Source organism: Bradyrhizobium sp. WSM2793, from assembly GCF_000379585.1.
In the GTDB taxonomy this organism is placed as follows: domain Bacteria; phylum Pseudomonadota; class Alphaproteobacteria; order Rhizobiales; family Xanthobacteraceae; genus Bradyrhizobium.
Genome location: NZ_KB902775.1, coordinates 1 through 24,435 on the forward strand (window position 1 = coordinate 1; position 24,435 = coordinate 24,435).

A 24,435-nucleotide genomic window follows, 5' to 3' on the forward strand; every position below is an offset into this window, starting at 1 on the left:
TGGTGACAACAAGGCTTTCGCGGTCTCCTGAATGGGCCCGTCCCGAAAGCAGATAGTAGGACAGCACCGGCGTTACCGTGATCGACGTCAGCAACGAAGCCAGGATCGAGACCACATAGGCCACGCCAAGCGGCGTGAACAGCCGCCCTTCGATACCCGGAAGAGCGAACAGCGGCACAAAGACGAGAACGATGATCATCGTTGCATAGACGATGCTGGAACGAACCTCCTGGCTTGCCTCGGAGATCACGTCGAGGACAGGACGCGGCGTGCTCGACGCAGCGTTCTCCCGCAAGCGCCGCAGGATGTTTTCAACGTCCACCACGGCATCGTCGACCAGCTCGCCGATGGCGATGGCAAGGCCACCCAGCGTCATCGTGTTGATCGTGAGCCCGAAGGCGCGAAACACCAGGACGGTCACCAGGATCGATATTGGAATGGCCGTCAGCGAAACGAACGCTGCGCGTCCGTTCATCAGGAACACGAACAGGACCACGGCCACGACGACGGCGGCTTCAAGCAAAACGCGCTCGACATTGCTTATCGACGTCTCGATGAATGTGGCCTGCCGGAATTGCACGTTGGTGACGTTGATTCCTCCGCGCATGGTGCGTTGCAGATCCCTGAGCGTGGCTTCGATATTGCGCGTCAACGCCACGGTATCCGCGGCCGGCTGCTTCATGACGCTGACGATGACCGCGGGCTCGCCGTTGTACCCGGCGTCACCCCGCTTGGTGCGCGCTGCAAAATCGACGGCGGCGACCTGCTTCAGCAGGATCGGCTGCTGGTCACGGGTGGCAACGACGGTGTTGCCGAGGTCCTCGATCTTCCTGGTGAGTCCGACATTGCGGATCAGATATTCGCGGCCATGCTGGTCAACAAAGCCGCCGCCGCTGTTAGTGCCGAATTTAGCGACCGCCTGCTCGATCTGGTCGTGGGTGATGCTGAGCGCCTGCATGGTCGCGACATTCGGCGTCACGCGGTATTGGCGGACCTCGCCGCCGATGGGTATCACCTGGGCAACACCGGGAATGGCGAGGAGCTGCGGCCTGACGACGAAGTCGGCGAATTCGCGCACTTCCATGGGCGAAGCGGTGCCATCGCTGGTCAGCGCGATCAGCATGATCTCGCCCATGATCGACGTCACCGGTCCCATCTGGGGATTGACCGAAGAGGGCAATTGTTCGCGGATCAACGCCAGCCGTTCCGAGACGAATTGCCGGGCGCGGTAGACGTCGACGCCCCAGTCGAATTCGACGTAAACGACCGACAGACCGACGCCCGAGACCGAGCGTACCCGGATGACGCCGGGCATGCCGTTCATCGACGTCTCGATCGGAAACGTCACGAGTTGTTCGACTTCCTGAGGTGCCAGCCCCTCCGCCTCCGTCAGGATGTTGACGGTCGGGCGGTTGATATCCGGCAAGACGTCAACGGAAACGGTCGGCAGGACAAACAATCCGTAGCCAACCAGCACGGCGGCTACCGCCAGCACGAACAGGCGATTGCGCAAGCTTGTTTGGACAATGAGTTTGAACATGAGCAGCCTACCGGATCTGATTAACCAAGTCGGTGCCGCGAACGACGATGCGGTCGCCGTCGTTGATACCGGCCGCCACGATCACGCGGGCCGCGTCCACCGGCAGCACGCGAACGGGTTTTGGCTCGAAACGCTCGGGCCCGGCGTGCAACCAGACGATATTCTCGCCATTGCCGCTCCGAACGACGGCATTGCGAGGAAAGATCAGGCCAGCCACGGGTGCGCCGCTCTGGATCATCACATTCAGCGGCTGACCGATGTTCAGGCCCGTTGGTGGCTCTGGTATCGCAAATTGAACGACGGTTGCATGCTGGCGCAGGGCCCGGCTCGTTCCGACGAAGGTCAGCGCAATCTGTTCCCCGCTCGGGGACATCGCCGTTGCGGCTTCAGGCTGCTTCAAACCTATATCGTCATAGGCCAATGCCTCGACCCAAAGGCTGTGGGGGTCCGCGATCTGGAACAGGACGTCTTGCGGCTGAATGACCTGGCCCGGCACGACCTTGGCGGACGTGATGATGCCGTCGATTGATGCCCGTAGTTCCTCAAACCCGGTGCGAGAATTTCGAACGGTTTCGCGGCGCGCCCGCAGGCCCTCCAATTCGCTTTCGAGGTCGTTGACCTGCCCTTGCGGCACTGCGCCGCGCTCGGCCAGCGGCCTCAGACGCCGCAGCTTGTTTTCCGTGACTGCCATCAATTGTTCGATCTCGCCGACCTTCTCTAAGATCGTCGTGCGGTCCGCGACCGGCAGATGCGGTTCGATCTGGATGAGCAGATCGCCCTTGCGAACGGTCTGTCCAATGCGAGGTATGCCTCCATTGCTCGGTACGACGCGGCCCCCGTAGACGCTCTGCACGATGCTGCTCCGGTTGGGGTCGGCCATGACGCGGCCGATCAGCGTGACCGCGGGATGAATCGTCTGCGGCTCGGCTGCGGCGGTCCGTACATCGAGTAGCCGCTGCGTCGGCTTGGCCGCGAAGACGGTGCCGTCTTGCAGGCGCCGCGGCGCATCGCTCAGTGCGGGAGCGTCTGGAGGATTCGGTGGCGTTGGGTTCGTCCGGCCCTCGCCGAACATGAGGGCGGCGAGAATGACGAGCGCCCCTGCCATCGCGGCGGAAATGGAGGCGGCCATGTTGCGGCCACGTCGCCTCCAATAGGCGAAGAGAAGGCCGAGACCCAAGGCAGCTAGCGCGGAGGCAGCGATGGCAGTTCGGCTTGAGAAAAGCCAGCCACGCTCATGCTTCTGTTCCGGGAGTCGGGCATCGCCGGCACGCGTCGGTATGAAGGAGTCGACCAGCAGATCATTCCCCTTCCCGGCGCTAACCGAGAAGATGACTTCAACCGATCCAGGCGGTGTGCCATTCGGGATCGTCGCCGTGTAGACACCCTCTCCGTTGCTTGGAGCCTCGATTGGGGCGGAATCGCCGATCGTGACTTGCAACCCAGCATCCGAAACCGGTTCGTTCGTAACTGCATCGTCAATGAAAACGGAAAGCTTGCCGTCTTTCAGGATGCCGACGATCTCGTACAACTCGGAGCGCGCCGCAACTCTCGGATAGGCTGATGAGACAGCCGCCGGTTTGTCAGCATCGCCGTGATCGTGCCCCTCATGGGCAAAGGCGCCTGATAGACCAAAGAACAGGCTTACCAACCAGCCAAGACCGGTCAGCCAAAGAGTTGTTGGCCGCCCTTTCGGGCAGCGCTGATTCATGAACATGGAAAGATCCTTCAGACATGCAAAAGGCGGCGGCCGAGGGCCGCCGGGATCACGCGATGCTGAAGGTACTTGGTGGCCGGATGAGTGCCTCGGGACTTACCCCGATAATGACCCGCGCAACCGGCAGTTCGACAGCGCCGAGCACCTCAAAGGAACCGAGCAGGTCGATGAACTGCGGTGAGGCGATGGAGGTGCCAAACATGTCCCAAACCACGCCTGGAGCGCCCTCGTCGTCGTGATCGGGCCCATCATGAACGTGGCCTTCGGCGTCGTCACCGCCATGGGAATGCACATGGCCCACCAGCTGATCGTGAAAATGCAGGGAACCACTTAACGTGACCGAAGGTGCAGGCATCGCGCCAACGGCCGCCTGCACCTGTGAAACCGAGATCAGGGTCACCTGAATCACAAAGGCCCATATCGCCACGAACATGGCCGTTCTGGCGAGTTGACGAAGTCGTTGGACAACACCGTGCTGCACGGCAAAGACCTAGGTCATCCGCGCCGCGATTTCAAGGCGACGGTGCGCGCGCATCGTCCATCGGCGAGAGCTTGCCGGCGTCTCGGTCCATCATCTCTCGGCTGAATCCGAGGCCGCCAGCGCCGCGTGCGGCCGGAAGCGGCCTCGAACATCACTCGGCCGATTTGTCTTGCTTGTGCCGGAAGGGATCGGCGCTGTCATCGTGACCGCTGCGGCTGCTGAAGAACATCAGCGCCATCAGTCCGCATCCGATCAGCAAGGAGAAAAATGTGCCAAGGCCTAGCGCGATCCAGCCGTGCCTGCCGATCTCGACCCCGCTGCTGGCATTCCATACCGAAACGGCCCAGACACCGGTCAAGATCAGGATCATGGCCAAAACGGCGAGCAGGAGGATCTGGCCCTTGCTGATGCGTTCCATAGTCACGCCTCCTGGTGCTTGGCGGACCAACAAGCTGCGCCGGAGGCCGTTCCTCGACCGTCGAGAGCAATTACCGTTTCAGGCATCGGTCGCGGATGGCCCAAAGGCGTTCTGGTGACACCCCTTTCTTTTTTTACGCATTAACGGCGCGACCATGTCGGCAGGGACCAGTCTCGATCGTCCTCCGGTGGACACTGCTCGGAAGGGCCGTGTATGGACCCGTGCACGTGAAGTGATGTCATCACCTCAAGCCGTCAAAACGAACCTGGAGCAATGCCCATGAGAATTACCGTCGAGACCAACGTAGCCGCTCCCGTCGATCAGGTCTGGCGTGCCTATACGACACCTGCCGACATCGTGAAGTGGAACGCCGCCTCCGACGACTGGCATACGACCAGGGCTACGGTCGACCTGCGTGACGGCGGCGCCTTCTCGTCGCGCATGGAAGCCAAGGACGGCAGCATGGGTTTCGACTTCGCCGGCACCTACACGAAGATCGTTGAACACAAGCGGATCGAATACGCGTTCGGCGATCGAAAGGCCGAAGTCGAGTTCGTGCCCGGCCCAAAGGGGGTTGTCGTCCGCGTCGTCTTCGACAGCGAACCGACGCACTCGGTCGAGCAGCAGCAAGGCGGTTGGCAGGCGATCCTCGACAGCTTCGCGCGATATGTGGAGGCAAAGCAGAATAAGTCGTGACGTCGTGTGTAGGCAGGAGAAGGCGGCCCTGACGGGCGTGGTCGGATTTCCGCGGAGCACCTGACGGAAATTTAGTCCGCTTAGGGTCGCTTGCCGACATCCGACAGACGGCGACCGAGGTCAGCCACGGGCCAAAAGCGGAAGCACCAGTCACAGTAAAGTGCGCGTCGGCCTTGACCAAATTAGGACGCTCACAATTCGAGGAGCCACCGCGCTAAAAGCCAAAACCGAGGCCGGACCGGATGATCCAGATGCCGATCTCGATTCCTAATTTAGACGACCGCTATGGACTTCGCGTTCAGCAGATCGTGTAGACCGATGGCCTCCCGATCATTGAGTACGATCCTCTCCGAACCAACATAGCTCAGCTCGAACCGTCTCCCCTCGTTGTCAATGGTTCGTACGCCGTCGAGCACTGCAAGAAGCCCAAACAGCGATTGATGGACCGCTGTCGCAATCACGTGATTGACGTTATCGGCGTCTTCCGCTCTCAAGCCATTGTACCAGTCGGAGCATGCGCGCTCCCGGAGCGGCACGCTCCCACCCGGCGGGTTCCTTAGATTGGCTATTGTATCTTCGACTGCGGCATCCCTCACGAAGCGCTTGATGGCTTCAACGAATACTTCCCTGTTCATAGCAGCCTCTCACCTCTCCGGCGGTATATGCTGTCTTATGTGGATCATCAACACTCGGGAATGTGCCCAAGTCTGCTTCGGGTCAAAAGCTGCCGCGGCGCACCATGTTGCGATTGGTCCGCTGAGGGTCAAAGCGGAAGTCGCCACTGCTCGGTCGTCGCAGCCCCGCGAGCGCTGGCTGCGACGATCTTTCGGGCAGCCCAAATTTCCGCAATCCTCCGTATCGGCGAATATCAATCCCCGACTCTGGAAGCGCGGATGATCATGCCGGTATCAGGTCGATAATGCGCATGATCGCGACAGTTGAGCCGACATTCTCGAGATCTTCGCCGATGCCTTTCTTGCAAGTCCAAACATCACCCTTCTTCGCAACAAATTCCATGCCGTCGGTTTGTTTCACCCGGAGTTCGCCCTCGGGTACGTGGCAAACCATGTCATTGGGCATGGACGGGTTGGAAGTCTTTGCACCTGGCTGATAAATGACATCGCGCATTGAGACTGTTTTGTAGCCCGGGATCATCGACTCGCGTTTACCCCAAGGTTGGTTGCTTACGCCTTGTGGTGGCTTAGTTTGTGCGGAGGCTGATGTTCCCGCCGCGAGCACCGCAGTGGTTGCAAAACCCAGTGATAGCGCTGATCTTCTGTTGATCTTCGTCATCGCTGCTCCTTTGGGCGTTTCGGCCCGCAGGCCTATCCTTAGGGCCCTGGGTGTGCAAACTACACTGGATGTTCAGCCGAAGCGCAACCAAAGACTTGCAGGCCGGTGGCTAGCGCAAATTAATGCCCGTTTAGGGTCAGAAGCTGCCATCACGCAACATGCCGAGATTGGTCAGCTAAGGGCCAACAGCGGAAGCCGCGCTCATTCGATCATCTCGTTGCGCAGATAAGTCCTTGGCTCAGATTTCATTTCGGCAGCCCGGGGCAATGTGCCAGCACGCCGGTTGATGGAAACTCGGCGCAGCGGAGTTGATACCGCACGGGATCACCACAGTGGTACCCTGACCTTCCGCCGCCACTGTGGGGCCAAGTCGCTCGGGCGGGGGTCGCATGGTGGTCGGCGCACGAGACGGAAAGTTCCACTCCGGCGGCCTGCCTGTGACTGCGTCCGGATAGGCAAATCGCGGAGCGACGCTCCGACGTCGGCTTTCGGGGAGCACACGCGTCATGGATGAAATCCTGCGTTGGGTGGCGACAGTCGGCACGATCGGCGCCGGGCTGATCCTAGCTGCCCGGGCGCGGCCACTCATTACCGGCTGGGCCTTCGTCGTACTGAGCGGTGCATCGGTGATCTGGATCGTCGTCGGCTATCTAACAGCGGAATATGCGCTGATGGTGCAAAACCTGGTGGTGACACTTATCAACGTGTTCGGCGTCTACCGATGGCTGATCTGGAAAGGAAATGTATGAAAGCGTTCTGCCTGCGCGCTCTGCCGCCCTCGCGCGAACAGGTCAAGCTTAGCTCGGCGGCCTCTGTCCGGTCTTACTTCACGTCCATTGGGAGATTTGCGGGTTAGCGCCTCATCAAGCGCCAATAACCTTCCAGCGCGCGCCACTCGAATATGAGGACTATGCTGCCGACCAGCACGGTCCCGACCCCGAACACTATCAAAATCATTTGGAGCATCGAAACACCGCGTGCTCTGTCAATGCCGCTAAGTATCAAATTGGACGGTTTTCCCGAAACCCTTACTTGGGTGGCTGCAAGCCCGGCGAGGTCAACCAATCGCTTAGATGCGCGCCGGTCTCAGCAATCCTGGCTCGCTTAAGCAAGCCCTCACGTTCCGCACCAGCGGGCAAGTGGCTGGGCCCGCTCTTTGAGCGTAATGGCCTGTTCGGCCATTCGTTCTTCAAGGGAGCGAGTTTGCTTCACTCTTTTGCGGCGATCTCCCATGGCGCGCTCCTCGAAAAGTTTCCGACCACTCCAAAATGGAAAAGGTAAGATCGGTTCCCCTACCGGGTAAGCCTAGTCCATCGGATATACAAATTGAGAACGGCAGTAAGTCCGATATGGGTCAAAAGCTGCCCTCGGCAGTCAGCATGACCTTGGTCAGGTCATCTCTGGGAAGCGGACATCGCCGCTCTCAGGGCTGAAGTCAGCCAAGGGCCAAAATCGGACTCATGCATCGCAGCAAATACCATCTCTATTCGATCACCTCGGCACGAACGAGTAACGAGGGGCGGCACAGTGAGGTCGAGCGCTTTGGCCGTTTTCATGTTGATGACTAGCTCGAACTTGGTCGGCTGCTCTACCGGCAGATCGGCAGGCTTGGTGCCCTTGAGGATCTTATCGACGTAGCCGCCTGCACGGCGGAATAGATCGGCTATATCGGGGCCGTAGACGACCAATCCGCCATCGGCGAATTGTCGGAAGAAGTAGATCGCGGGCAAATGGTACTCCGCCGCGAGCCCGACAACTCGTGGGGCTTGGCGAATGGTCAGAATGTCGCCAAAAACAATCATTGCATCGGCGCGCTGGGCAGCTGCTGAAGCAAAGGCGGTGTCGAGTTCCTCGGTCTTAGTCGCCTCGACTATAGACAGAGCGACCCCACGCTTCCGGGCTGTGCTTGGTACCTCCTCAGCTAACAGCAGCCTGTGCATTGGGTTGTCGCGATTGACTAAGAGCGGCGGATGTCTCGACAGGTCAGCTTTGGGGTCAAAAGCGAATATGACGGCCCAGTCGCTATAGCAGCCTCAGCGGCGCTGAATCTGGAAGATTGACCTAAACCACTCAACTGAAGGCCGCACCAGCAGCCATCCTCGCAACCCAAGAGCCTTCTTGCAGGCGAGAAACCACCACCGCCGCGTTCGTTGAACGCTCGGATCGATACTCACCGCAAGCTTAGAAAGGCGTACTGAGCTTTCCATCGCTCCTTCATTGAAGGCGGCGCTTGCGCAGCCGATCGCTTCAAGAGCCGACATGTGGATCAACCAGGCACGAAGATCATCAGCGTTCGTCAACCTGGCGGCGCAACTATTCAGGAAGTGATCTATCGCCGCCTTGCGTTGGAGCAGGTCTTGCTCCCGCGAAGGCTCGCTTGACATATTGGCCGAGTGCGATCGATACACAGCTTGATCAGCAGCAATGACCCCCACGTCGCCATGTGCGGCGAGCCGTAACCACATCTCCATGTCAGAGGCGTAGGGCAAGTCAGCCAAATACCCGCCTACTCTTTTCTGCAGGCTCGTGCGGACCACTACGGTGGGTGACAGCACGATATTTCTTGCGCCGCTAAGCGCAATGAAATCAAGTCCGGACAAAACGTGGGTTCTGGATCCCACTCCTGTTCTATGGCGCGAACGCTCCCCCCGTTGATCCACGACAACCGCGCCTCCGAAGGTGAAAGCGACAGAAGGATAATCGTCCATCAGATCCGCCGATCTGTTGAGGGCGCCGGGCAGCAGGTAATCGTCCGCAGACAACAAAAGCATGTAGTTGGCCTTCACCCAGGCGATGCCTTCGTTGGCGGTAGCGATGAGACCTTGATTCGAGGTGTGCCTGCGGTAATTGACGCGGAGATCGGAGCCAACCAACTCTTTCGCAACTTCCGCAGTATTGTCGGGCGACGCATCATCGATGATGAGCACGCGCAATTCGGGACCGGATTGCGTCAAAACGCTCTCGACGCACTCTCGCAGGAAGTGCCCGTACCGGAAGCAGGGAACAACGACGTCTACGGAGCTCATTTTGTCGGATTCCACCGACTTACAAAAAGCGTCGAGATCTATCTGTTCAACAAAATACGGATTGAATGGGTTCCTGCCGGCTTCCATGGCCGGTAGTTCATCGGCTCCTTTCAACGCTGCCGATCAAATCCGCTCCTTAACTCCCCGAGTCCGCAACGGGTCAAAAGCTGCGCTCGGCAGTCAGCATGCCTTGGTCAGCTCATCTCTGGGAAGCGGACATCGCCGCGCTCTGGGCTGAGGTCGCCCACGGGCCAATCACGTCGTTTTGGACCGCTCTAGGCAAGTCCGATCTACCCTTCAAAGGCGACATGAGGCGACAGGCGGATTCAGTCGCATCCGCAAACGTCGAACTATGGGCCCCGGCTGCCCATCACCTTGGGTCAGTTCGGGCGCAGCTTCGGGGGCATCGTAGCCAAAGTGGATGACCAAGTGCCCTTGGCTTGCTTTCGCCGAAAGGTGGTGGTGAAGCTGGGTTATGTGATGGGGATCCTGCGCGAGCGGGCGTGACTCGCTCGCATCACGCTGTGAAGCATGAACGCTGCTAGCGGCCACTTCAATTCGTCGTGGTCTTGCCGCCGCGCATGGACACGAGCTTTTCCTCACGAAATCGGAGAACGAGCCATGCGGTCTCATCGAAACCGTCTGCGAGCTTTCCGTGGTGAGAATACACCATCTGAGCAGCTTTCGACTTCGACGGCGGTCCGAGCGCCGTGACTACCTCCAAACGCGACATACCTAAATGCAGCTTGCGGTCGAAGACGAGGGGCGCGAACTTTTCCGGGATGATGGCGCAATCGGTCGAGGTTTCGGCGTCTTTCTCGGTGAACTCTTCAACGATCTCCGTGACGAGATGGTCCGGGCCGCCTATCTCTCCGCTGGATACGACCCATAATCGATGCTGCGCGCGCCTATAACACAGCCAATAGATGCTACCTCCAGCGTCTCCCTGGTGTTGGATGGTCCCTTCGCCCACGGCTTCGCGAACCGCGCCGAGCCGCGTCTCCTCGAAGCGGCCGGCGAATGCGCCTAGCGAAAAGCGGGTCGCCAATCTCTTCACGACCGTCGGCGGCACGCGCTCGAACGCATGTTCGTCGAACGGCGGCGGCGGTGTCTGCGCGGAGCAGTCGTGCGCGGGGATCGCGAAAAGGAGAAGCAGCAAGAGAAGCGTCTTTCGACCATCAACTCCGAATTGCCTTACATTGGAGGTTGAGCGCTTCTCCATAGCTCGATTGCTCATCATTTTGTGCTCAGAGCTTTCTTCATTCGCCTGATCGCTTCTGGGGCGTCGGAAGCGGCCGGGGATAGCCTCTCGCTAATTCCCCGAACCCTCTTCCGACCCTTGGTCGGGATCACAATTCAAATGGTTCATACACGAACTCGGTCAGCTTCCGGGTCCGGGTCACTTGCTGAGCTCGCCGGGCCGACGCGTGAGGGCTGCTTCAGCGCAGCAACCGGACTCCGCCCTTGCGAGCACTAGTCCTTAAGCCCTTCTCATCAGCCTCAGCGAGGCCGCAAGGCGCAGACTGCGCTTGCCGGCGAGTGCGATGCCTTCGAGCTCACCGCTGTCCTCGTTGCAGGTCCCGGAGAAGCCGATCCCGACCTCATAGCCGCCGAACACGGGGTTCTCGCCTTTGGCCGGCGTGTGCTCCTGGTTGAGCATCTCTCCCTTCCAGCGGCCGTCTGCCGAAGAGTAAGAGCCGAGATAGTAGAAGAACGCATCGCCGCCGAGGATGCGGCCGTCGATCAGCAGCATCACGCCGGAGAGCCCAGCATCGACGCCGTCGAGCGCGCGCAGACCCATCCCGTAAAGCCCGTTGGCGATGCCGCCCTGCCCGATCGTGCCGCGTGGCGGCAGCGCCCCGTCATCGAGCCGCGTCAGGTTGGCCCAGAAACCGGCGCCCGGCATGGTGTCCGCGCCGCCCGTAAGACGGATCTGGTTGCCGTGCAGCCGGCCGCGTGCGCCGATCCTGGCGACGTCGGCGCCCATCAGCGGCTTGTAATGGGGATCGTCGTTATGCCGTTCGGTGATCACCTCGGCGATGATCTCGCCATCGCGCTCGGCATAGGTGCCGAGATGCGCGAAGGCCGAATTGCCGCCCAGCATCTTGCCGTCATGCAGGCACATGATGCTGCGCCCGAACGCATCGTTGACGCCGTATTCAACCTTGTAGAGTCCGTCCAGCAACGCAATGAACCTGTAAAATCGGAAAAGAATCGCGGGCTACCTAGCATTGCCGCCGCCGCTCGGCCATCCGGCTTTTCCGCGCAGGGCCTTGCGGAACCTCCGCGACCGCGATGCCACCATGCCCCCGATTTGCCCGACGGGTCAATCATCCGTTTCGCTTAATCCGCAAGCGAACGATTTCGTTGATCTGTTATTTCAAAGGCTTGGCTACTGTGCATGGGGTTGTTTTCGCGTTTCTTGTTTGCCGCTGGGCTCATCAGGCGTCAGTGACGCTTGAAATACTGCACCTCGCGCTCGTGTTTCTCGGCGGCCGCGCGGCTCCGGAAGGTCCCGAGGTTACGACGCTTGCCGGTCTTCGGATTCACCTTGCGTGAATAGAGGCGGTATTCGCCGGATGCCAGTTTGCGGATCATGATCGCGCTCCGTTGTGTCTTGAGATCAACGGCGTCCATGCGGTTGAGGTTCCGTCGCGTGCGGCTCTGCTCAGAAGCACAGCGTGGTGACGAGCTTGCCCTGCTTGTCCTTGATCGCATAGGGGCAGCGCAGCCGCTCCAGCGCCTTCTTGGCGTCCTCGTCGCCGAGCGCTGTGGCGCGCTCGTAATAGGCCTTGGCGGCGTCCTTGTCCTTTGCGCCGCCGCGGCCGCCTTCCGCGAAGGCCCCCATTCGCTCCAGCGCGCCGGGATGGTTTTGCGCCGCCGCCTTCTCGAACAGCCCACGCGCCGCGACGTCGTCCTTCGCGCCGCCCGTGCCTTCGGAGAGCATCAGGCCGAGCTGGTACTGCGCCTCCGCATTGGTCTCGGCAGCCTTGCCGAGCAGCGCGCGCGCCTGCGCGGGATCGGCCGGCGCGGCGCCACCTGCGCCGCCGAGCGCAGCGAGGTTGCTGACGCCACGGGGATTGCCCGATTGCGCCGCCTTCTCGAACAGTTTTCGCGCCTGCGCCTCGTCCTTGGCGATGCCGGAGCCGGTGCCATAGGCAACACCGAGCTCGACCATGGCCGCGCTCGATCCCTTGTCGGCGGCCTTGCGCCAGGCGGCGATCGCCTCCGCCATCTGCCGGTTGGCGGCGTAGGCGCGGCCGAGCGCGAACATCGCGCGGCGCGAGGACGGCGCGGCCTGCTTGCAGAACCTGATCGCCGTCGCGACGTCGGAGGCAGCGACCTCCGCGACGCCCCTCACGTCAGCCGGCTTGTCGGGGTCGCTGGGATCGGCCGCGACCCGGTCGCACAACACGAGATCGGCCGATTGCGCGCGCGCTGCCAAGGGCGCGGCGAGCACCAGGACGATGGCAAGGAGACAAGTCCGCATGGTCGTCACGTTGCGTCCCCGCCCCGGCAAATTCAAGGCTCGAGTCCCGATTGGCGCAGGACGGGTACGACCTCGGGCGATGCCAGATAGCGCAGCAGCCGGTCCGCAGCCTCGGCATGCTTCGCCCCTGCCATGCGGCCGGCGGAGAACACCGCCGGTGTCTGCAGCTCGTGCGGGATCGGACCAACCACCTCGATGCCGCTAACCTGCTTCAGCTCGCTGATCTGCTGCACAGCGAGGTCGGCCTCGCCGCTGACGAGACGCTCTGCCGTAAACCCCTGCTCGACGATGGTCGCCTTGGCGTTGATCTCGGCTGCGATCCCCATCCGCACGATCAGCTGGGCGAAGTAGACACCGCTCGCGCCCAGCCGCGAATAGGCGATGGACCGCGCTGCGAGCAGCGTCCTGCGCAGCGCCGCTTCGCTTCCGATATCGGGATGCGCCTGCCCTGCCCGCACGGCAATGCCGACATAGGAGCGCGCCAGATCGGCCGCGCTCCCGGCGAGCACGTGGCCCTCCGCGATCACCTCGTCCAGCCCTTCGCGCGTGAGGATCACGAGATCGGCGGCCTCGCCGTCGCGCAGGCGCTTCAGCAAAGCGAGGGTCGGCGCGAAGTCGGCGTCGATACGGACGCCGGTTGCGGCCTCATACGCGGACGACAGGCTGCGCATCGCGCCCATCAGGCCGAGCGTCGAGAGCATGCGAAGGTTTTCCATGAGCGATTTCCGTCGCGATCAGGCGCGATGCATCAGCTTGAGCGCCGCGGTCAGGCGCAGGCTGCGCTTGCCGGCAAGCGCGGTCGCCTCCAGTACCGCCTCTTCCGCGTCGTAGCGGCCCGAGAAGCCGATACCGACCTCGTGGCCGCCGAAGATCGGGTCGTCCTTGGCCGGCGTGTGCTCCTGGTTGAGGATCTGGCCCTTCCAGCGGCCGTTCGCGGCGGTGTAGCTGCCGAGATAGTAGAATGCCGCATCGCCGCCGAGGATGCGGCCCCGGTTCAGCAGCATCACGCCGGTGAGGCCGCCGTCGAGACCGTCGAGCATGCGCAGATGGATGGAGTAGAGACCGTCGGCGATGCCCCCTTCGCCGATGCCGCCAGCGATCGGCACCTCGTCTTCCGTGATCGGCGTCATCACCGACTGGAAGGGAATGCCGGGCAACTCCTTCAGTTCGCCCTTGAAGCGATAGAGGTCGCCATCCGCCCAGCCCTTGGCGAGCAAGGTCGCATCATCGGTGCCCGCCATGGCGCGATAGTTCGGATCGGGGTTATGGCGGACAGTGTTGATCACGACGTCGACGCCGCTGTCGGTCTTCTCGTAGGTGCCGATATGGGCGAAGGCCGAATTGCCGCCGAGCATCTTGCCGTTGCCGGCATGCATCACGCTCCGGCCGACGGCGTCGCCGAGCTGAAATTTCACCTTGTAGAAGCCTTCAAACACCAGCCGTCCCCGGCCCTGCGCGCATCCTGCGGGCACTCTATCCCGCTTTGGGCCGACATGGACAGGCTTCACGCAACGCAACCCTGCTGCATCACGGGAATGGCTGTCATCAAGATGCTAAAAATCCGCCGGCGCCTTTCAGCTCCGGCGGATTGAAAGCCAACCCGGGCCAGCCCCCCAGCCCGGGCCGGGAGGATCTTAGGCTGCGGCCTTCTTGTCAGCCGGCACGGAGGCGATCGTCTTCAGGATCTGCGAAGCGATCTGGTATGGGTCGCCTTGCGAATTCGGACGACGGTCTTCCAGATAGCCCTTGTAGCCGTTGTTGACGAAGGAGTGCGGCACGCGGATCGAAGCGCCGCGGTCGGCAACGCCGTAGCTGAACTTGTTCCACGGCGCGGTCTCGTGCTTGCCGGTCAGACGCTTGTCGTTGTCCGGGCCGTAGACGGCGATGTGGTCCATCAGGTTCTTGTCGAAGGCGGCCATCAGGGCCTCGAAATACTCCTTGCCGCCGACCGTGCGCATGTACTCGGTCGAGAAGTTGGCGTGCATGCCGGAGCCGTTCCAGTCGGTGTCGCCGAGCGGCTTGCAGTGGAATTCGATGTCGATGCCGTACTTCTCGGTGAGGCGCAGCATCAGATAGCGGGCCATCCACATCTGGTCAGCGGCGGTCTTGGAGCCCTTGCCGAAGATCTGGAATTCCCACTGGCCCTTGGCGACTTCCGCGTTGATGCCTTCATGGTTGATGCCGGCAGCCAGGCAGAGGTCGAGATGCTCTTCGACGATCTTGCGGGCGACGTCGCCGACGTTCGAAAAGCCGACGCCGGTGTAGTACGGGCCCTGCGGCGCCGGATAACCCGAGGTCGGGAAGCCAAGCGGACGGCCGTCCTTGTAGAAGAAGTATTCCTGCTCGAAGCCGAACCAGGCGCCGGCATCGTCGAGAATGGTGGCGCGCTTGTTGGAGGCGTGCGGGGTCTTGCCATCGGGCATCATGACTTCGCACATCACGAGCACGCCGTTGGTGCGCGCAGCGTCCGGGAAGACGGCGACCGGCTTCAGCACGCAATCGGAGCTGTGGCCTTCGGCCTGCTGGGTGGAGGAGCCATCGAAGCCCCAGAGCGGAAGCTGCTCGAGCGTCGGGAACGACGCGAATTCCTTGATCTGAGTTTTGCCGCGCAGGTTCGGAGTCGGCGTATATCCGTCGAGCCAGATGTACTCGAGCTTATACTTGGTCATTGAGCCTCTCTGTAGATGATGCGAAAGGTTGGGGGCCTGGCGGCCCCCGAACGTTTTGTACCCGGCCATCATCGGCCGGCCCCTTACAAGCATTTAACGTGCCAAAAGGCCGCAGCGCGGGAGGTTCTCCACCGCGCCTGTCCCCTGCCCGGTGTCCACGCGATGTCGACGGCGTCGTGCGTCATAGCGGCGCACCATTGCGTGTAGCTGCACCGCAAAAATCCCGCGAAAAACGCCCGATTCTGAAGCAGGCCGGTCCGCGCCGGAGGTTGCCGATGAAACGCGCATCAACGTCCAGCAATTTTCGCAAAGCTTCACGCCCCTGCCTAGCAACCTTTGGAATGGCCCAGCCGTTAGCCACCGACACCATGCCTTAGGGGATGCAGTAGGCCACATGCCTACAAATTGGGCGGAAACTGATTTCGTTTTCAGCACTTTGCAATTCGGGACGCACGGCCGATATGGGGATTCCAGTAACCACAATCGAACGAGTCGGGCGCACCATGGAGGCCAAGGCGCTTCGACCAAGGAGAAATCGCAATGATGAACAATGGTCTGAGTCACGGATCGGCAACGATCTACCAATTCCCGGTCGGGGGCCGCGCGGCTCTCGCGGGACGCCGCTATGGCGAGACCCGCCTTCCTGCCGATCACGCTTCGCTTCCGGCGAATGTCTCGATCTGCAGCGACAGCTGGTACCACCAAGAGGCGGTCGACGACGCCAAGCCGAAATGGGATCGCTGATGCCTGTGGTTGGTTTGAAACCGCCGCGCGCTCGCAGGCGCCCGGCGGCCGTTCGAAAAGGGTCGAAACAGCGATGTTTCGGCCCTTTTTGATTCTCGGGTGAACTACGCCGTTCAGATCACCGCGCAGGCCGTCACCGGCCGCTTCAGATGCTTGACCGTGGTGGCCCCGGTCCTGCCGATGGTCAGCGTGATACCCGCGCCCGAATAGCGTTTTCCGGCGACCGACAGCCGCCTGGCGAGCGTGACCGGCTCGCCGTCGATCTGGAGAAAGGCCCGCTTGTCGGCGTCATAAAATGCAACGATGAACTGAGTACCATCGGCGCAGCGATAGGTCTGGAACGTCTGCGCTTCAGTCTGCCGCGCACTGGTCATTCCAGCTGCCAGCATGGCGGTCGTCAAAAGAATGGCCTTGTGCCGGCCCATGATCGCCCCCTGTAATAGCTTTCAAGGACGCCCCTCGTGCGTCCAATGGAACCATAACCGAAGCCGATCCCATGTCAGATTCCCCTGCCCGTCACCTCGCCTTGCAAGGCGCCAGCAATTTTCGCGATCTCGGCGGCTACCCGACCATCGATGGCCGCACCACGCGCTGGCGGCACATCTTCCGCTCCAACCATCTCGGCCAGCTCACCGCTGCCGATATCGAGATCGTCAGGGCGCTGGGGGTGCGAAGCGCTTTCGATTTCCGTGGGGTTGAGGAGCGCGCGGCCGGCGTCTGCGTCGTCAGCGAGATCACGGTGCATTCGCTGCCGATCGAGCCGAGCGTCGTGGCTGCGCTGCGTACCGAACTCGCAAGCGGCACGCTGACGGCACCGGTCGCGCTGGAGCTCATGCGCGAATCCTATCGCAACTACGTTCGCTACCACACGAACAGCTTTCGCAACCTGTTCGGCCATCTCCTCGAAGATCGCGCGCCGCTGGTGATTCACTGCACGGCGGGCAAGGACCGCACCGGCTTTGCCAGCGCGCTGATCCTGCATGCGCTCGGCGTACCCGATGAAATCATCGCCGAGGACTACCTGCTCACCAACCAGTATTACAAGCGCGATGCGACGGCCGCCTTCGACCTGCCGGAGGACGTACGCAATGCCATCGGCAGCGTCGAAGCCTCGTACCTTGCCGCTGCATTCGAAGCCATCGGCAGTGAATATGGCGATCTCGAAACCTATCTGCGCGACGCCCTCAAGCTTGGCACGGCGGAGCGGACCGCGCTGCAGGCGCGCTATCTGCAAGCATAGGCCGCGCCCGGAGAGTGATGATGCAAGACAGGATCCTGATCGTGACAGGCGCACTCGGCGCGCTCGGCAAGGTGGTTGCGGAGATCGCACGATCGCGCGGCGCGCGCGTGGCCGGCATCGATCACGCGCCATCGCAGATTCCCGCAACGCCCGAGAGCATCGAGATCGGCGGCGTCGACCTCTCCGACGCGGCCCAGGCGAAGACGGCAGTTGACGCGGCGGCCAAGCATTTCGGCCGGCTCGATGCGCTGATCAACATCGCAGGCGGCTTCGCCTTTGAAACCGTGGGCGATGGCGACGTCAAGACCTGGCAGCGCATGTACGCGCTGAACGTGCTCACCGCGCTCAACACCTCGCGCGCGGCGCTGCCGCATCTCGCAGCGTCCAGGGCCGGCCGCATCGTCAATATCGGCGCCATGGGCGCGCTCCAGGCAGGCTCCGGCATGGGTCCCTATGCGGCCTCGAAAGCGGGTGTGCATCGGCTTACCGAGTCGCTGGCCAGCGAGTGGAAAGGCAAGGTCACGGTGAATGCCGTGCTGCCGTCGATCATCGACACCGCCGCCAACCGCGCCGATATGCCGAAGGCGGATTTCTCCAAATGGGTGACGCCGCGGGAACTCGCCGAGGTCATCCTGTTCCTGGCCGGCGACGCGGCCAGCGGCATCACCGGCGCGCTGATCCCGGTCGGAGGACGGGTGTAAACGCGTTGCGTTCGGATCCTCCTGCGCGGGAGCTCTGATTCAATCGGACCCCAGAACGCTCTAGACTGCCCGCAACTGATTCTCCGACCGGACGTCCCCTTGGAAACTACGCTCTACCTGCCCGTCAAACGCTTCCTCGAAGAGCTCGGCTTCACCGTGAAGGGCGAGATCGGCGGCTGCGATCTCGTGGGCCTCAGCGCCGGCGATCCGCCCGTGGTGGTGATTGGCGAGCTCAAGCTCGCCTTCAATCTCGAGCTGATCCTACAGGCGGTCGACCGCGCGCCGGCCGGCGACGAGGTCTGGATCGCGGCCAAGATGTCGATCCGGGGCAAGGGGCGCGAGAGCGACGCGCGCTATCGCAATCTCTGCCGCCGTCTCGGCTTCGGCATGCTCGGCGTGACCGACCGCGGCCAGGTCGAGGTGCTGGTGAAGCCGCCGACCGCAGCGCTCCGCCGCGAGCCGAAAGTGCGGTCGCGCCTCGTTGCCGAACACCAGCGCCGCCAGGGCGATCCCGTGCTCGGCGGCAGCACGCGCGCCCCGATCATGACGGCCTATCGGCAGCAGGCTCTGGCCTGCGCCTCAGCGCTCGCCGACGGGCCGCGGCCCGTACGCGAATTGCGCGAGCGCTGCCCTGACGCCGGCAAGATCTTGCTTAACAATGTGTATGGCTGGTTCGAACGGGCCGACCGGGGAATCTACGGGCTCACCGAGGCCGGGCATGCCGCCCTGAAGCGCTGGCCGCAACAACGGATCGAGACCGATGCCGGTGCCGCGTCACCGCCCTGACACCCCGACCAGTGCATAGCTGAGATGCCATACCAATTTCATATTGCAATGCAACATTTGGGGCACTAGGTATCCCGGCATCAAAACGAGGCCGTTATGAGCGCAGACTGGAATACCAAATATGGCACGCGGCGCGTCCGCCACGATCCGCCCACCCTGGACGAGGCGATCTTCGCCGCCATCGGCATTACCGACGATCATGAGCAGCAGGCCGAGATCGCCGCAGCCTTGATGGGGATGCCGCTCGATGTCGTGCAGGCCGAAGTGAAGAAGCAGGCGCGCACCAACAGCCGCATCACCGCCACCCGCGTGATCGCCGGCGAACAGGGCGCACAGCGCTCCGTGGTGGTCGAACGCCGCGTCGTCCGCCGTTTCGGCAACGACAAGCGCACCGGCACCTGAACGTTCATTTCGCGCCCCCAGAATACGAAAGCGGACCGGCTACGCCGGTCCGCTTTTTGATTCAGTCCGCCATTTGAGGTCAGGCGGCGCGATTGTCGTACATGCTGGAGATGATCTTCCAGCAGGTCGAGTTGAGGCTGAGCAAAGCGCGGCCGGCCCTGAACGGCGAGGCCGCGAGATCGGCAAGTTCAGCCTCAGGCGTCTTGGCGAGGTCGATAGTGCCAGTCGATTCGCCGTGACGGAAAGCCAGATGCGCGCCGAACTTCCTGGCGAGCGCCCGCATGGCGTGATTCTCGGCGCCCGTGGTGATGCGCAGGCTCTTATAGCCTTTCCAGCGCGCTTCAGCGATCAGGCGGCTGAACAAGACCGTGCCGACGCCCTGGCGGCGCGCGGAGGCTTCCACACTGAAGGCAACTTCAGGCAGCGAACCATCTTCCGGCGGATGCAGCTCGGCAGCACCACGGACCACGCCGTCGACGATATAGGCGACGATCACGGTGCCGTCCTCGGCGCAGCGGGCGGCGTAACGCTCGATGAATGAGTCGTCGAGAAAGCCGTTGAAACGGTCGTGCCGGCTTCCGGCATCGAGTCTGAGCAGGTGATCGCGCAGGAGCGGCAATTCTTCCTGCTGGCTCAAGGTCCGCACATAGCCCGGAACGGACGGCGCGCGAACGGTGTCTTCAAGTACCACGTCAAAACTCCTCTTGGTGTCCCTCGAGGAGGCGTTCGAATCCCTAGGCCCCCTATATTGTGCATCGCACCATTCTTTTCAAGGAGGGAACCTGCCTAACTTAGCGGCATCGGGAACAACTAATTCGTTAACAAAATCAAGGCGCCGTAGTCTTACAGAACCAGCTGAGTCTGGGTCACCACCGCCACTAGCTTGCCATCCTCGGTTTCCAGCCGCGTGGTCCAGACCTGGGTCTTTCGGCCCCGATGGACCGGGGTCGCCGTGGCAATCACCGTGGTTCCCTCCTTGGCCCCGCCGATGAAATTGGTCTTGCTCTCCAGCGTGGTCGTGCCCTTGGCGTCTTCAGGCAGATTGATCACGGTCGCGGCCGCACCGACGGAATCGGCCAGTGCCATCACCGCGCCGCCATGGATAGTGTGGTGCAGCGTGCAGAGATCGGGGCGGACCATCATCCGCGCCACCACGCGGTCCTTCCCGGCCTCGACGAACTCGACGCCCTTGAGCTCGGCGAACGGCATCTTCATCGCTTTAAGTTTCTCGAGCGGCGTCATCAAAAGTCCTCCCAATCGATTGTTGTCCCAGCGTGAATTGCTTCGGGCGGCAAAGCAATGACGTCGGAGGTAATGGCGGCCGTGACATCGCCCCCGCATTTGCGCATATGAAACGCCATGCGCCACTTCCCGCCCCGCCGCATCGTCTGCCTGACCGAAGAGACGGTCGAAACGCTCTACCTGCTTGGCGAGCAGGACCGCATCGTCGGCGTCTCCGGCTACGCGGTTCGTCCGCCGCAGGTGCGGCGCGAGAAGCCACGGGTGTCAGCCTTTGTCTCCGCGGACATCCCGAAAATTCTGACGCTGGAACCGGACCTCGTGCTGGCCTTCTCCGATCTCCAGGCCGGCATCGTCGCCGATCTGGTCCGCGCAGGCATCGACGTCCACGTCTTCAACCAGCGCGACGTCGCCGGGATCTTGGCGATGATCCGCACGCTCGGTGCGCTGGTCGGCGCGACGGAACGCGCAGCGGAACTTGCGCAAGGTCTTGAGCGGCGGTTGGCCGCGATTGCCGCGACACCCCGCCCCTCGCCGCGGCCGAGAGTTTATTTCGAGGAATGGGATGACCCGCTGATCTCCGGGATCGGCTGGGTGTCCGAGTTGATCGAGATCGCCGGTGGTGAGGATGTGTTTCCGGAGCTGCGCCATCGGCAGGCCGCGAAGGATCGCATCGTCTCGGCGGAGGCAGTGTGCAAGACCGCGCCCGATGTCATTCTCGCATCATGGTGCGGCAAGAAGGTCGTGCCGGCCCGCATCAAGCAGCGTGAGGGTTGGAGTGAAATTCCGGCCGTCCGCAACAACCGCATCGTCGAGATCAAGTCGCCGATCATCCTCCAGCCTGGACCGGCCGCACTTACGGATGGGCTTGAAGCGATCGTGACGACGTTGTGGGGAAAGGACTCGAAACTGCCTACCCCGTCATCTTGAGGTGCGAGGCATGGGACGCAACGCGTTCCATGGGGAGCCTCGAAGGATGAACGGCCCCGATGGAGCCGGGCCGTCGCCCTTCGAGGCTCGCCCAGCGACGCTTCGCGCCGCCAGGCTCGCGCCTCAGGGTGACGGGGATTTTCACGTCACCGCATTCACCACCTGATATTCCGGCTGCCGCCAGATCTCGCCCGCGATCACCTCCTCGATGATCGCGGCCGCCCGCACGATTTCGCTCTCGCCAATGTACAGCGGCGTAATCCCGAACCGCATGATGTCAGGCGCGCGGAAGTCGCCGATGACGCCGCGGGCGATCAGGGCTTGCATCGCTGCGTAGCCGCCATCGAAGGCGAAGGAAACTTGCGAGCCGCGGCGCTCATGGCCGAGCGGGGTAACGAGCTTCAGAGACGGACAGCGGCGCTCGACTTTGGCGATCAGCAAGTCACCGAGCGCCAACGAACGCGCACGGACCTCTGCCATTTCGACGCGATCCCAGATGTCGAGCGAGGCCTCCAGCGCCGCCATTGCCAGCACCGGCGGTGTCCCGACGCGCATACGCTCGACGCCACCTGCGGCCGCATAGCCAAGCTCGAATGCGAACGGCTTTGCGTGGCCCATCCAACCCGACAGCGCGGCGCGCGCGCTGTCGGCATGGCGCGGGGCAACGTAGAGGAACGCTGGCGACCCGGGGCCGGCGTTGAGATATTTGTAGGTGCACCCCGCCGCGAAATCGGCGCCGCAGCCGGCAAGATCGACCGGCAGCGCGCCGGCGGAATGCGCGAGATCCCAGACCGTGACGATGCCGAACGCATGCGCCTTTGCGGTGAGCTTCGCCATGTCGTGACGCCGGCCGGTGCGGTAATCGACCTCTGTGATGTAGAGCACCGCGATCTCGTCCGAGAGTGCGGCGTCGATCTCCTCCGGCGCCACCAGACGCAATTGATGGCCGCGCCCGAGCGTGGCGATCAGGCCTTCGGCCATGTAGAGGTCGGTCGGGAAATTGCCGGTGTCGGACAGGACGACCTTGCGGGACGCGTTCATGTCGAGCGCGGCGGCAAGGGCCTGATAGACCTTGAGTGACAACGTATCACCCACCATCACCGAGCCGGCTTCCGCGCCGATCAGCCGCGCGATGCGATCGCCGACGTGGCGCGGCTGGGCGTACCAGCCGGCGGTGTTCCAGGCCCGGATCAACTCATTGCCCCACTCGGTCGTGATGACGCGGTTGACGCGCTCGGCCACGGCCGCCGGCAGCGCGCCGAGCGAATTGCCGTCGAGATAGATCACGCCGTCAGGCAGATGGAACAGCGCTTTGGTGTCGTCATAGACGCGATATCTGGTCATAGACATTTCTTTGGGCGTTTCTACAGAATGGTGCGGACGCGCCAGAGTTCGGGGAATAGCTCGACCTCCAGCATGCGCTTGAGATAGCTGACGCCCCCAGTGCCGCCAGTGCCGCGCTTGAAGCCGATGACGCGCTCGACCGTCGTCACGTGGTTGAAGCGCCAGCGGCGGAAGTAATCCTCGAAATCGACCAGCTTCTCGGCGAGTTCGTAGAGCATCCAATGCGTCTCCGGCGCCTCGTAGACGACGCGCCACGCCTGCAGCACGCCTTCGTTGAAGCTGTGGGTCTCGCGAACATCGCGCGCGAGCACCGCCGCCGGCATCTTCAGCCCGTTGCGGTCGGCGAGCCTGAGCACTTCATCATAGAGGCTTGGGGTCGCAAGCTCGGCTTCGAGCAGCTTCGTCGTCTCCACGTCGTGCGCGTGCGGCTTGAGCATGGCGTGGTTGCGGTTGCCGAGCAGGAATTCGATCAGCCGGTATTGGCGCGACTGGAAACCGGAGGACTGTCCGAGCTGCGAGCGGAAGCGCGTATACTCGCTCGGCGTCATCGTGCGCAGAACGTCCCAGGCGTTGTTGAGCTGCTCGAAGATCCGCGACATCCGCGCCAGCATCTTCATGGCGGGCTGCACCTCGTCTCCGGCGATGGCACGGCGTGCGGCGCTCAGTTCGTGGATGGCCAGGCGCATCCACAGCTCCGTGGTCTGATGCTGGATGATGAACAGCATCTCGTCATGCGCTTCCGACAACGGATGCTGCGCGCCCAGGATCGCATCCAGCGCCAGGTAGTCGCCGTACGACATCCGCCGGGCGAAATCGGTCTCGGCGCCTTCTCTCGTGGGATCGTAATCGCTGGACGTCATGGACAGGCCCTTTCGATCGATCTTCCCCGGCTTTGCTCAGTCGAGCCCGATCAGGCGCGCGGTGATCGGCGATGACGGATCCTTCAGTCCGTCGATCACGGTAAAATGGTTCAGTCCGGGATCGACGACGAGGCGGGTCGGCACGTCGAAGCCGGTCCAGACATTGGCCATCAGATCGGACTGGCGGATGAATTCCGGCCGCTCGCTGCCGCCGACCCAGGCGGTGACGGGTGAATGCCCGCGTGGCAGATGCAGGGCCGCGCTTTCGAGCGTCGCCTCCTCCATCGTCATGCGCAGCGTCTCGTTCATCTTCGTCTTGAGCAGCGGACGCAAATCATGCAGACCGCTGATCGAGAGCGTGCCGGCGATGCGGTTATAGACAACGGGCTCCAGCCGGCTGTCGTCGCACAGCATGCGCGTGACGAGATGGCCGCCGGCGGAGTGGCCGGCGAGCCGGATCGGCCCGGGGACGAGCGAGGCCGCCTTGGCGATCGCCGCAGCGATCTCGGCGGTGATGTCGCAGATCCGTGCGGCCGGCGTCAGCGTGTAGCTCGGCAACGCCACCGCCCAGCCATGGTGGCGCGCGCCTTCGGCGAGATCGGTCCAGGTCGATTTGTCGAAGCGCATCCAGTAGCCGCCGTGGACAAAGACGACGAGGCCCTTGCTGTCGCCGTCGGGCGGGATCAGGTCGAGGCGCTGACGCTCGCCGGCCCCATAGGCGATGTCGGCGCGAAAGTTCTTCAGCCCGGCGCGGTAAGCCGCCGCGCGCTCCGCCCATTGTCCAGGCGTCTTGTCCGAGCCGGGGATATGGGCCGAATTGGCGTAAGCATCGTCCCAATCGCGCATTGTCGCTCCCACGGAC

At 62.6% G+C, this 24,435-nt stretch carries 29 protein-coding genes; 8 read left to right on the plus strand and 21 right to left on the minus strand.

All coding sequences use genetic code 11. The features are described 5' to 3' along the window. The 4 genes from A3AS_RS0110050 to A3AS_RS0110065 form a co-directional block, all read right to left on the minus strand. A partial coding sequence (locus A3AS_RS0110050) for an efflux RND transporter permease subunit (protein WP_018317466.1) occupies nt 1–1,540 on the minus strand: 1,540 nt, incomplete at its 3' end. Nucleotides 1,541–1,547: 7 nt separating this feature from the next. Beyond that, nucleotides 1,548–3,254, minus strand: coding sequence for an efflux RND transporter periplasmic adaptor subunit (locus A3AS_RS0110055; RefSeq protein WP_245283182.1), 1,707 nt, complete (start codon nt 3,252–3,254; stop codon nt 1,548–1,550). A gap of 49 nt (nt 3,255–3,303) precedes the next feature. Next, complete coding sequence (locus A3AS_RS0110060) at nt 3,304–3,687, minus strand: hypothetical protein (protein WP_018317468.1); 384 nt, start codon at nt 3,685–3,687, stop codon at nt 3,304–3,306. A 199-nt stretch (nt 3,688–3,886) separates the two neighbouring features. Next, nucleotides 3,887–4,153: a hypothetical protein gene (locus tag A3AS_RS0110065; protein ID WP_018317469.1), complete on the minus strand. Its 267-nt coding sequence runs from the start codon at nt 4,151–4,153 to the stop codon at nt 3,887–3,889. 279 nt (nt 4,154–4,432) lie between these two features. Here A3AS_RS0110065 and A3AS_RS0110070 point away from each other — a divergent pair, with 279 nt between their 5' ends. Next, the gene (locus tag A3AS_RS0110070; protein WP_026201857.1) at nt 4,433–4,849 is read left to right on the plus strand and encodes an SRPBCC family protein; all 417 of its coding nucleotides are present in this window, start codon (nt 4,433–4,435) and stop codon (nt 4,847–4,849) included. Nucleotides 4,850–5,121: 272 nt separating this feature from the next. On the opposite strand, the gene A3AS_RS0110075 is transcribed toward A3AS_RS0110070, so the two are convergent. Both A3AS_RS0110075 and A3AS_RS0110080 read right to left on the minus strand, forming a co-directional pair. After that, complete coding sequence (locus A3AS_RS0110075) at nt 5,122–5,484, minus strand: hypothetical protein (RefSeq protein WP_018317470.1); 363 nt, start codon at nt 5,482–5,484, stop codon at nt 5,122–5,124. A 262-nt stretch (nt 5,485–5,746) separates the two neighbouring features. Further along, nucleotides 5,747–6,142 (minus strand): cupin domain-containing protein, encoded by a 396-nt coding sequence (locus A3AS_RS0110080; RefSeq protein WP_026201858.1) that lies wholly within the window; start codon nt 6,140–6,142, stop codon nt 5,747–5,749. A 506-nt stretch (nt 6,143–6,648) separates the two neighbouring features. Between A3AS_RS0110080 and A3AS_RS43365 the strand changes: the two genes are divergently transcribed. After that, a complete protein-coding gene (locus A3AS_RS43365) occupies nt 6,649–6,891 on the plus strand; it encodes a hypothetical protein (protein WP_018317472.1) in 243 nt (80 codons plus the stop codon). A 645-nt stretch (nt 6,892–7,536) separates the two neighbouring features. On the opposite strand, the gene A3AS_RS0110095 is transcribed toward A3AS_RS43365, so the two are convergent. The 9 genes from A3AS_RS0110095 to A3AS_RS0110140 form a co-directional block, all read right to left on the minus strand. After that, nucleotides 7,537–8,082 (minus strand): ABC transporter substrate binding protein, encoded by a 546-nt coding sequence (locus A3AS_RS0110095; RefSeq protein WP_018317474.1) that lies wholly within the window; start codon nt 8,080–8,082, stop codon nt 7,537–7,539. 93 nt (nt 8,083–8,175) lie between these two features. Next, a complete protein-coding gene (locus tag A3AS_RS0110100) occupies nt 8,176–9,255 on the minus strand; it encodes a glycosyltransferase (protein ID WP_018317475.1) in 1,080 nt (359 codons plus the stop codon). A 466-nt stretch (nt 9,256–9,721) separates the two neighbouring features. After that, on the minus strand, nt 9,722–10,327 hold the full coding sequence (locus A3AS_RS0110110) for a hypothetical protein (protein ID WP_018317476.1): 606 nt from the start codon (nt 10,325–10,327) through the stop codon (nt 9,722–9,724). Between the two features lie 321 nt (nt 10,328–10,648). Then, nucleotides 10,649–11,353 (minus strand): hypothetical protein, encoded by a 705-nt coding sequence (locus tag A3AS_RS0110115; RefSeq protein WP_018317477.1) that lies wholly within the window; start codon nt 11,351–11,353, stop codon nt 10,649–10,651. 263 nt (nt 11,354–11,616) lie between these two features. Next, the gene (locus A3AS_RS43370) at nt 11,617–11,766 is read right to left on the minus strand and encodes a hypothetical protein (RefSeq protein WP_007591825.1); all 150 of its coding nucleotides are present in this window, start codon (nt 11,764–11,766) and stop codon (nt 11,617–11,619) included. Nucleotides 11,767–11,836: 70 nt separating this feature from the next. After that, nucleotides 11,837–12,658: a tetratricopeptide repeat protein gene (locus A3AS_RS0110125; RefSeq protein ID WP_018317479.1), complete on the minus strand. Its 822-nt coding sequence runs from the start codon at nt 12,656–12,658 to the stop codon at nt 11,837–11,839. Between the two features lie 32 nt (nt 12,659–12,690). Then, nucleotides 12,691–13,374: a substrate-binding domain-containing protein gene (locus tag A3AS_RS0110130; RefSeq protein WP_018317480.1), complete on the minus strand. Its 684-nt coding sequence runs from the start codon at nt 13,372–13,374 to the stop codon at nt 12,691–12,693. Between the two features lie 18 nt (nt 13,375–13,392). After that, the gene (locus A3AS_RS0110135; RefSeq protein WP_018317481.1) at nt 13,393–14,094 is read right to left on the minus strand and encodes a GrlR family regulatory protein; all 702 of its coding nucleotides are present in this window, start codon (nt 14,092–14,094) and stop codon (nt 13,393–13,395) included. A 198-nt stretch (nt 14,095–14,292) separates the two neighbouring features. Next, the gene (locus tag A3AS_RS0110140) at nt 14,293–15,327 is read right to left on the minus strand and encodes a glutamine synthetase beta-grasp domain-containing protein (protein WP_018317482.1); all 1,035 of its coding nucleotides are present in this window, start codon (nt 15,325–15,327) and stop codon (nt 14,293–14,295) included. Between the two features lie 540 nt (nt 15,328–15,867). Between A3AS_RS0110140 and A3AS_RS0110145 the strand changes: the two genes are divergently transcribed. Continuing rightward, nucleotides 15,868–16,071: a DUF2735 domain-containing protein gene (locus A3AS_RS0110145; protein WP_018317483.1), complete on the plus strand. Its 204-nt coding sequence runs from the start codon at nt 15,868–15,870 to the stop codon at nt 16,069–16,071. A gap of 113 nt (nt 16,072–16,184) precedes the next feature. Here the strand turns inward: A3AS_RS0110145 and A3AS_RS0110150 are convergent, their stop codons facing one another. Continuing rightward, nucleotides 16,185–16,496, minus strand: coding sequence for an MliC family protein (locus A3AS_RS0110150; RefSeq protein ID WP_018317484.1), 312 nt, complete (start codon nt 16,494–16,496; stop codon nt 16,185–16,187). Nucleotides 16,497–16,567: 71 nt separating this feature from the next. On the opposite strand from A3AS_RS0110150, the gene A3AS_RS0110155 reads away from it, so the two are divergent. The 4 genes from A3AS_RS0110155 to A3AS_RS0110170 all read left to right on the plus strand — a co-directional run bounded on the left by A3AS_RS0110155 (nt 16,568) and on the right by A3AS_RS0110170 (nt 19,200). Then, entirely contained in the window at nt 16,568–17,311 is a 744-nt protein-coding gene (locus tag A3AS_RS0110155; RefSeq protein WP_018317485.1) for a tyrosine-protein phosphatase, read from the plus strand. 20 nt (nt 17,312–17,331) lie between these two features. Further along, nucleotides 17,332–18,012 (plus strand): SDR family oxidoreductase, encoded by a 681-nt coding sequence (locus tag A3AS_RS0110160; RefSeq protein ID WP_026201859.1) that lies wholly within the window; start codon nt 17,332–17,334, stop codon nt 18,010–18,012. Between the two features lie 99 nt (nt 18,013–18,111). Continuing rightward, on the plus strand, nt 18,112–18,798 hold the full coding sequence (locus tag A3AS_RS0110165; protein ID WP_018317487.1) for a DUF2161 domain-containing phosphodiesterase: 687 nt from the start codon (nt 18,112–18,114) through the stop codon (nt 18,796–18,798). Nucleotides 18,799–18,894: 96 nt separating this feature from the next. Next, the gene (locus A3AS_RS0110170) at nt 18,895–19,200 is read left to right on the plus strand and encodes a hypothetical protein (protein WP_018317488.1); all 306 of its coding nucleotides are present in this window, start codon (nt 18,895–18,897) and stop codon (nt 19,198–19,200) included. A gap of 79 nt (nt 19,201–19,279) precedes the next feature. On the opposite strand, the gene A3AS_RS0110175 is transcribed toward A3AS_RS0110170, so the two are convergent. Next, the gene (locus A3AS_RS0110175; protein ID WP_018317489.1) at nt 19,280–19,891 is read right to left on the minus strand and encodes a GNAT family N-acetyltransferase; all 612 of its coding nucleotides are present in this window, start codon (nt 19,889–19,891) and stop codon (nt 19,280–19,282) included. 152 nt (nt 19,892–20,043) lie between these two features. Continuing rightward, nucleotides 20,044–20,442: a PaaI family thioesterase gene (locus A3AS_RS0110180; protein ID WP_026201860.1), complete on the minus strand. Its 399-nt coding sequence runs from the start codon at nt 20,440–20,442 to the stop codon at nt 20,044–20,046. Between the two features lie 117 nt (nt 20,443–20,559). On the opposite strand from A3AS_RS0110180, the gene A3AS_RS0110185 reads away from it, so the two are divergent. Next, the gene (locus tag A3AS_RS0110185; protein WP_018317490.1) at nt 20,560–21,369 is read left to right on the plus strand and encodes a cobalamin-binding protein; all 810 of its coding nucleotides are present in this window, start codon (nt 20,560–20,562) and stop codon (nt 21,367–21,369) included. 141 nt (nt 21,370–21,510) lie between these two features. Here the strand turns inward: A3AS_RS0110185 and kynU are convergent, their stop codons facing one another. From kynU to A3AS_RS0110200, 3 genes are read right to left on the minus strand one after another with little or no spacing between them, the layout of a single operon-like run. After that, nucleotides 21,511–22,713: a kynureninase gene (gene kynU, locus A3AS_RS0110190; protein WP_018317491.1), complete on the minus strand. Its 1,203-nt coding sequence runs from the start codon at nt 22,711–22,713 to the stop codon at nt 21,511–21,513. Between the two features lie 20 nt (nt 22,714–22,733). Next, nucleotides 22,734–23,573, minus strand: coding sequence for a tryptophan 2,3-dioxygenase (gene kynA, locus A3AS_RS0110195; RefSeq protein WP_018317492.1), 840 nt, complete (start codon nt 23,571–23,573; stop codon nt 22,734–22,736). Between the two features lie 36 nt (nt 23,574–23,609). After that, the gene (locus A3AS_RS0110200; RefSeq protein ID WP_018317493.1) at nt 23,610–24,419 is read right to left on the minus strand and encodes an alpha/beta hydrolase; all 810 of its coding nucleotides are present in this window, start codon (nt 24,417–24,419) and stop codon (nt 23,610–23,612) included. Nucleotides 24,420–24,435 lie beyond the last annotated feature (16 nt).

Bases quoted from the DNA above. Each gene is read 5' to 3' on its own strand.
- A3AS_RS0110055 (WP_245283182.1), bottom strand. From the start codon at position 3,254: ATGTTCATGAATCAGCGCTGCCCGAAAGGGCGGCCAACAACTCTTTGG.
- A3AS_RS0110060 (WP_018317468.1), bottom strand. From the start codon at position 3,687: ATGTTCGTGGCGATATGGGCCTTTGTGATTCAGGTGACCCTGATCTCG.
- A3AS_RS0110065 (WP_018317469.1), bottom strand. From the start codon at position 4,153: ATGGAACGCATCAGCAAGGGCCAGATCCTCCTGCTCGCCGTTTTGGCC.
- A3AS_RS0110070 (WP_026201857.1), top strand. From the start codon at position 4,433: ATGAGAATTACCGTCGAGACCAACGTAGCCGCTCCCGTCGATCAGGTC.
- A3AS_RS0110075 (WP_018317470.1), bottom strand. From the start codon at position 5,484: ATGAACAGGGAAGTATTCGTTGAAGCCATCAAGCGCTTCGTGAGGGAT.
- A3AS_RS0110080 (WP_026201858.1), bottom strand. From the start codon at position 6,142: ATGACGAAGATCAACAGAAGATCAGCGCTATCACTGGGTTTTGCAACC.
- A3AS_RS43365 (WP_018317472.1), top strand. From the start codon at position 6,649: ATGGATGAAATCCTGCGTTGGGTGGCGACAGTCGGCACGATCGGCGCC.
- A3AS_RS0110095 (WP_018317474.1), bottom strand. From the start codon at position 8,082: ATGCACAGGCTGCTGTTAGCTGAGGAGGTACCAAGCACAGCCCGGAAG.
- A3AS_RS0110100 (WP_018317475.1), bottom strand. From the start codon at position 9,255: ATGGAAGCCGGCAGGAACCCATTCAATCCGTATTTTGTTGAACAGATA.
- A3AS_RS43370 (WP_007591825.1), bottom strand. From the start codon at position 11,766: ATGATCCGCAAACTGGCATCCGGCGAATACCGCCTCTATTCACGCAAG.
- A3AS_RS0110125 (WP_018317479.1), bottom strand. From the start codon at position 12,658: ATGCGGACTTGTCTCCTTGCCATCGTCCTGGTGCTCGCCGCGCCCTTG.
- A3AS_RS0110130 (WP_018317480.1), bottom strand. From the start codon at position 13,374: ATGGAAAACCTTCGCATGCTCTCGACGCTCGGCCTGATGGGCGCGATG.
- A3AS_RS0110140 (WP_018317482.1), bottom strand. From the start codon at position 15,327: ATGACCAAGTATAAGCTCGAGTACATCTGGCTCGACGGATATACGCCG.
- A3AS_RS0110145 (WP_018317483.1), top strand. From the start codon at position 15,868: ATGATGAACAATGGTCTGAGTCACGGATCGGCAACGATCTACCAATTC.
- A3AS_RS0110150 (WP_018317484.1), bottom strand. From the start codon at position 16,496: ATGGGCCGGCACAAGGCCATTCTTTTGACGACCGCCATGCTGGCAGCT.
- A3AS_RS0110155 (WP_018317485.1), top strand. From the start codon at position 16,568: ATGTCAGATTCCCCTGCCCGTCACCTCGCCTTGCAAGGCGCCAGCAAT.
- A3AS_RS0110160 (WP_026201859.1), top strand. From the start codon at position 17,332: ATGCAAGACAGGATCCTGATCGTGACAGGCGCACTCGGCGCGCTCGGC.
- A3AS_RS0110170 (WP_018317488.1), top strand. From the start codon at position 18,895: ATGAGCGCAGACTGGAATACCAAATATGGCACGCGGCGCGTCCGCCAC.
- A3AS_RS0110180 (WP_026201860.1), bottom strand. From the start codon at position 20,442: ATGACGCCGCTCGAGAAACTTAAAGCGATGAAGATGCCGTTCGCCGAG.
- A3AS_RS0110185 (WP_018317490.1), top strand. From the start codon at position 20,560: ATGCGCCACTTCCCGCCCCGCCGCATCGTCTGCCTGACCGAAGAGACG.
- kynU (WP_018317491.1), bottom strand. From the start codon at position 22,713: ATGACCAGATATCGCGTCTATGACGACACCAAAGCGCTGTTCCATCTG.
- kynA (WP_018317492.1), bottom strand. From the start codon at position 23,573: ATGACGTCCAGCGATTACGATCCCACGAGAGAAGGCGCCGAGACCGAT.
- A3AS_RS0110200 (WP_018317493.1), bottom strand. From the start codon at position 24,419: ATGCGCGATTGGGACGATGCTTACGCCAATTCGGCCCATATCCCCGGC.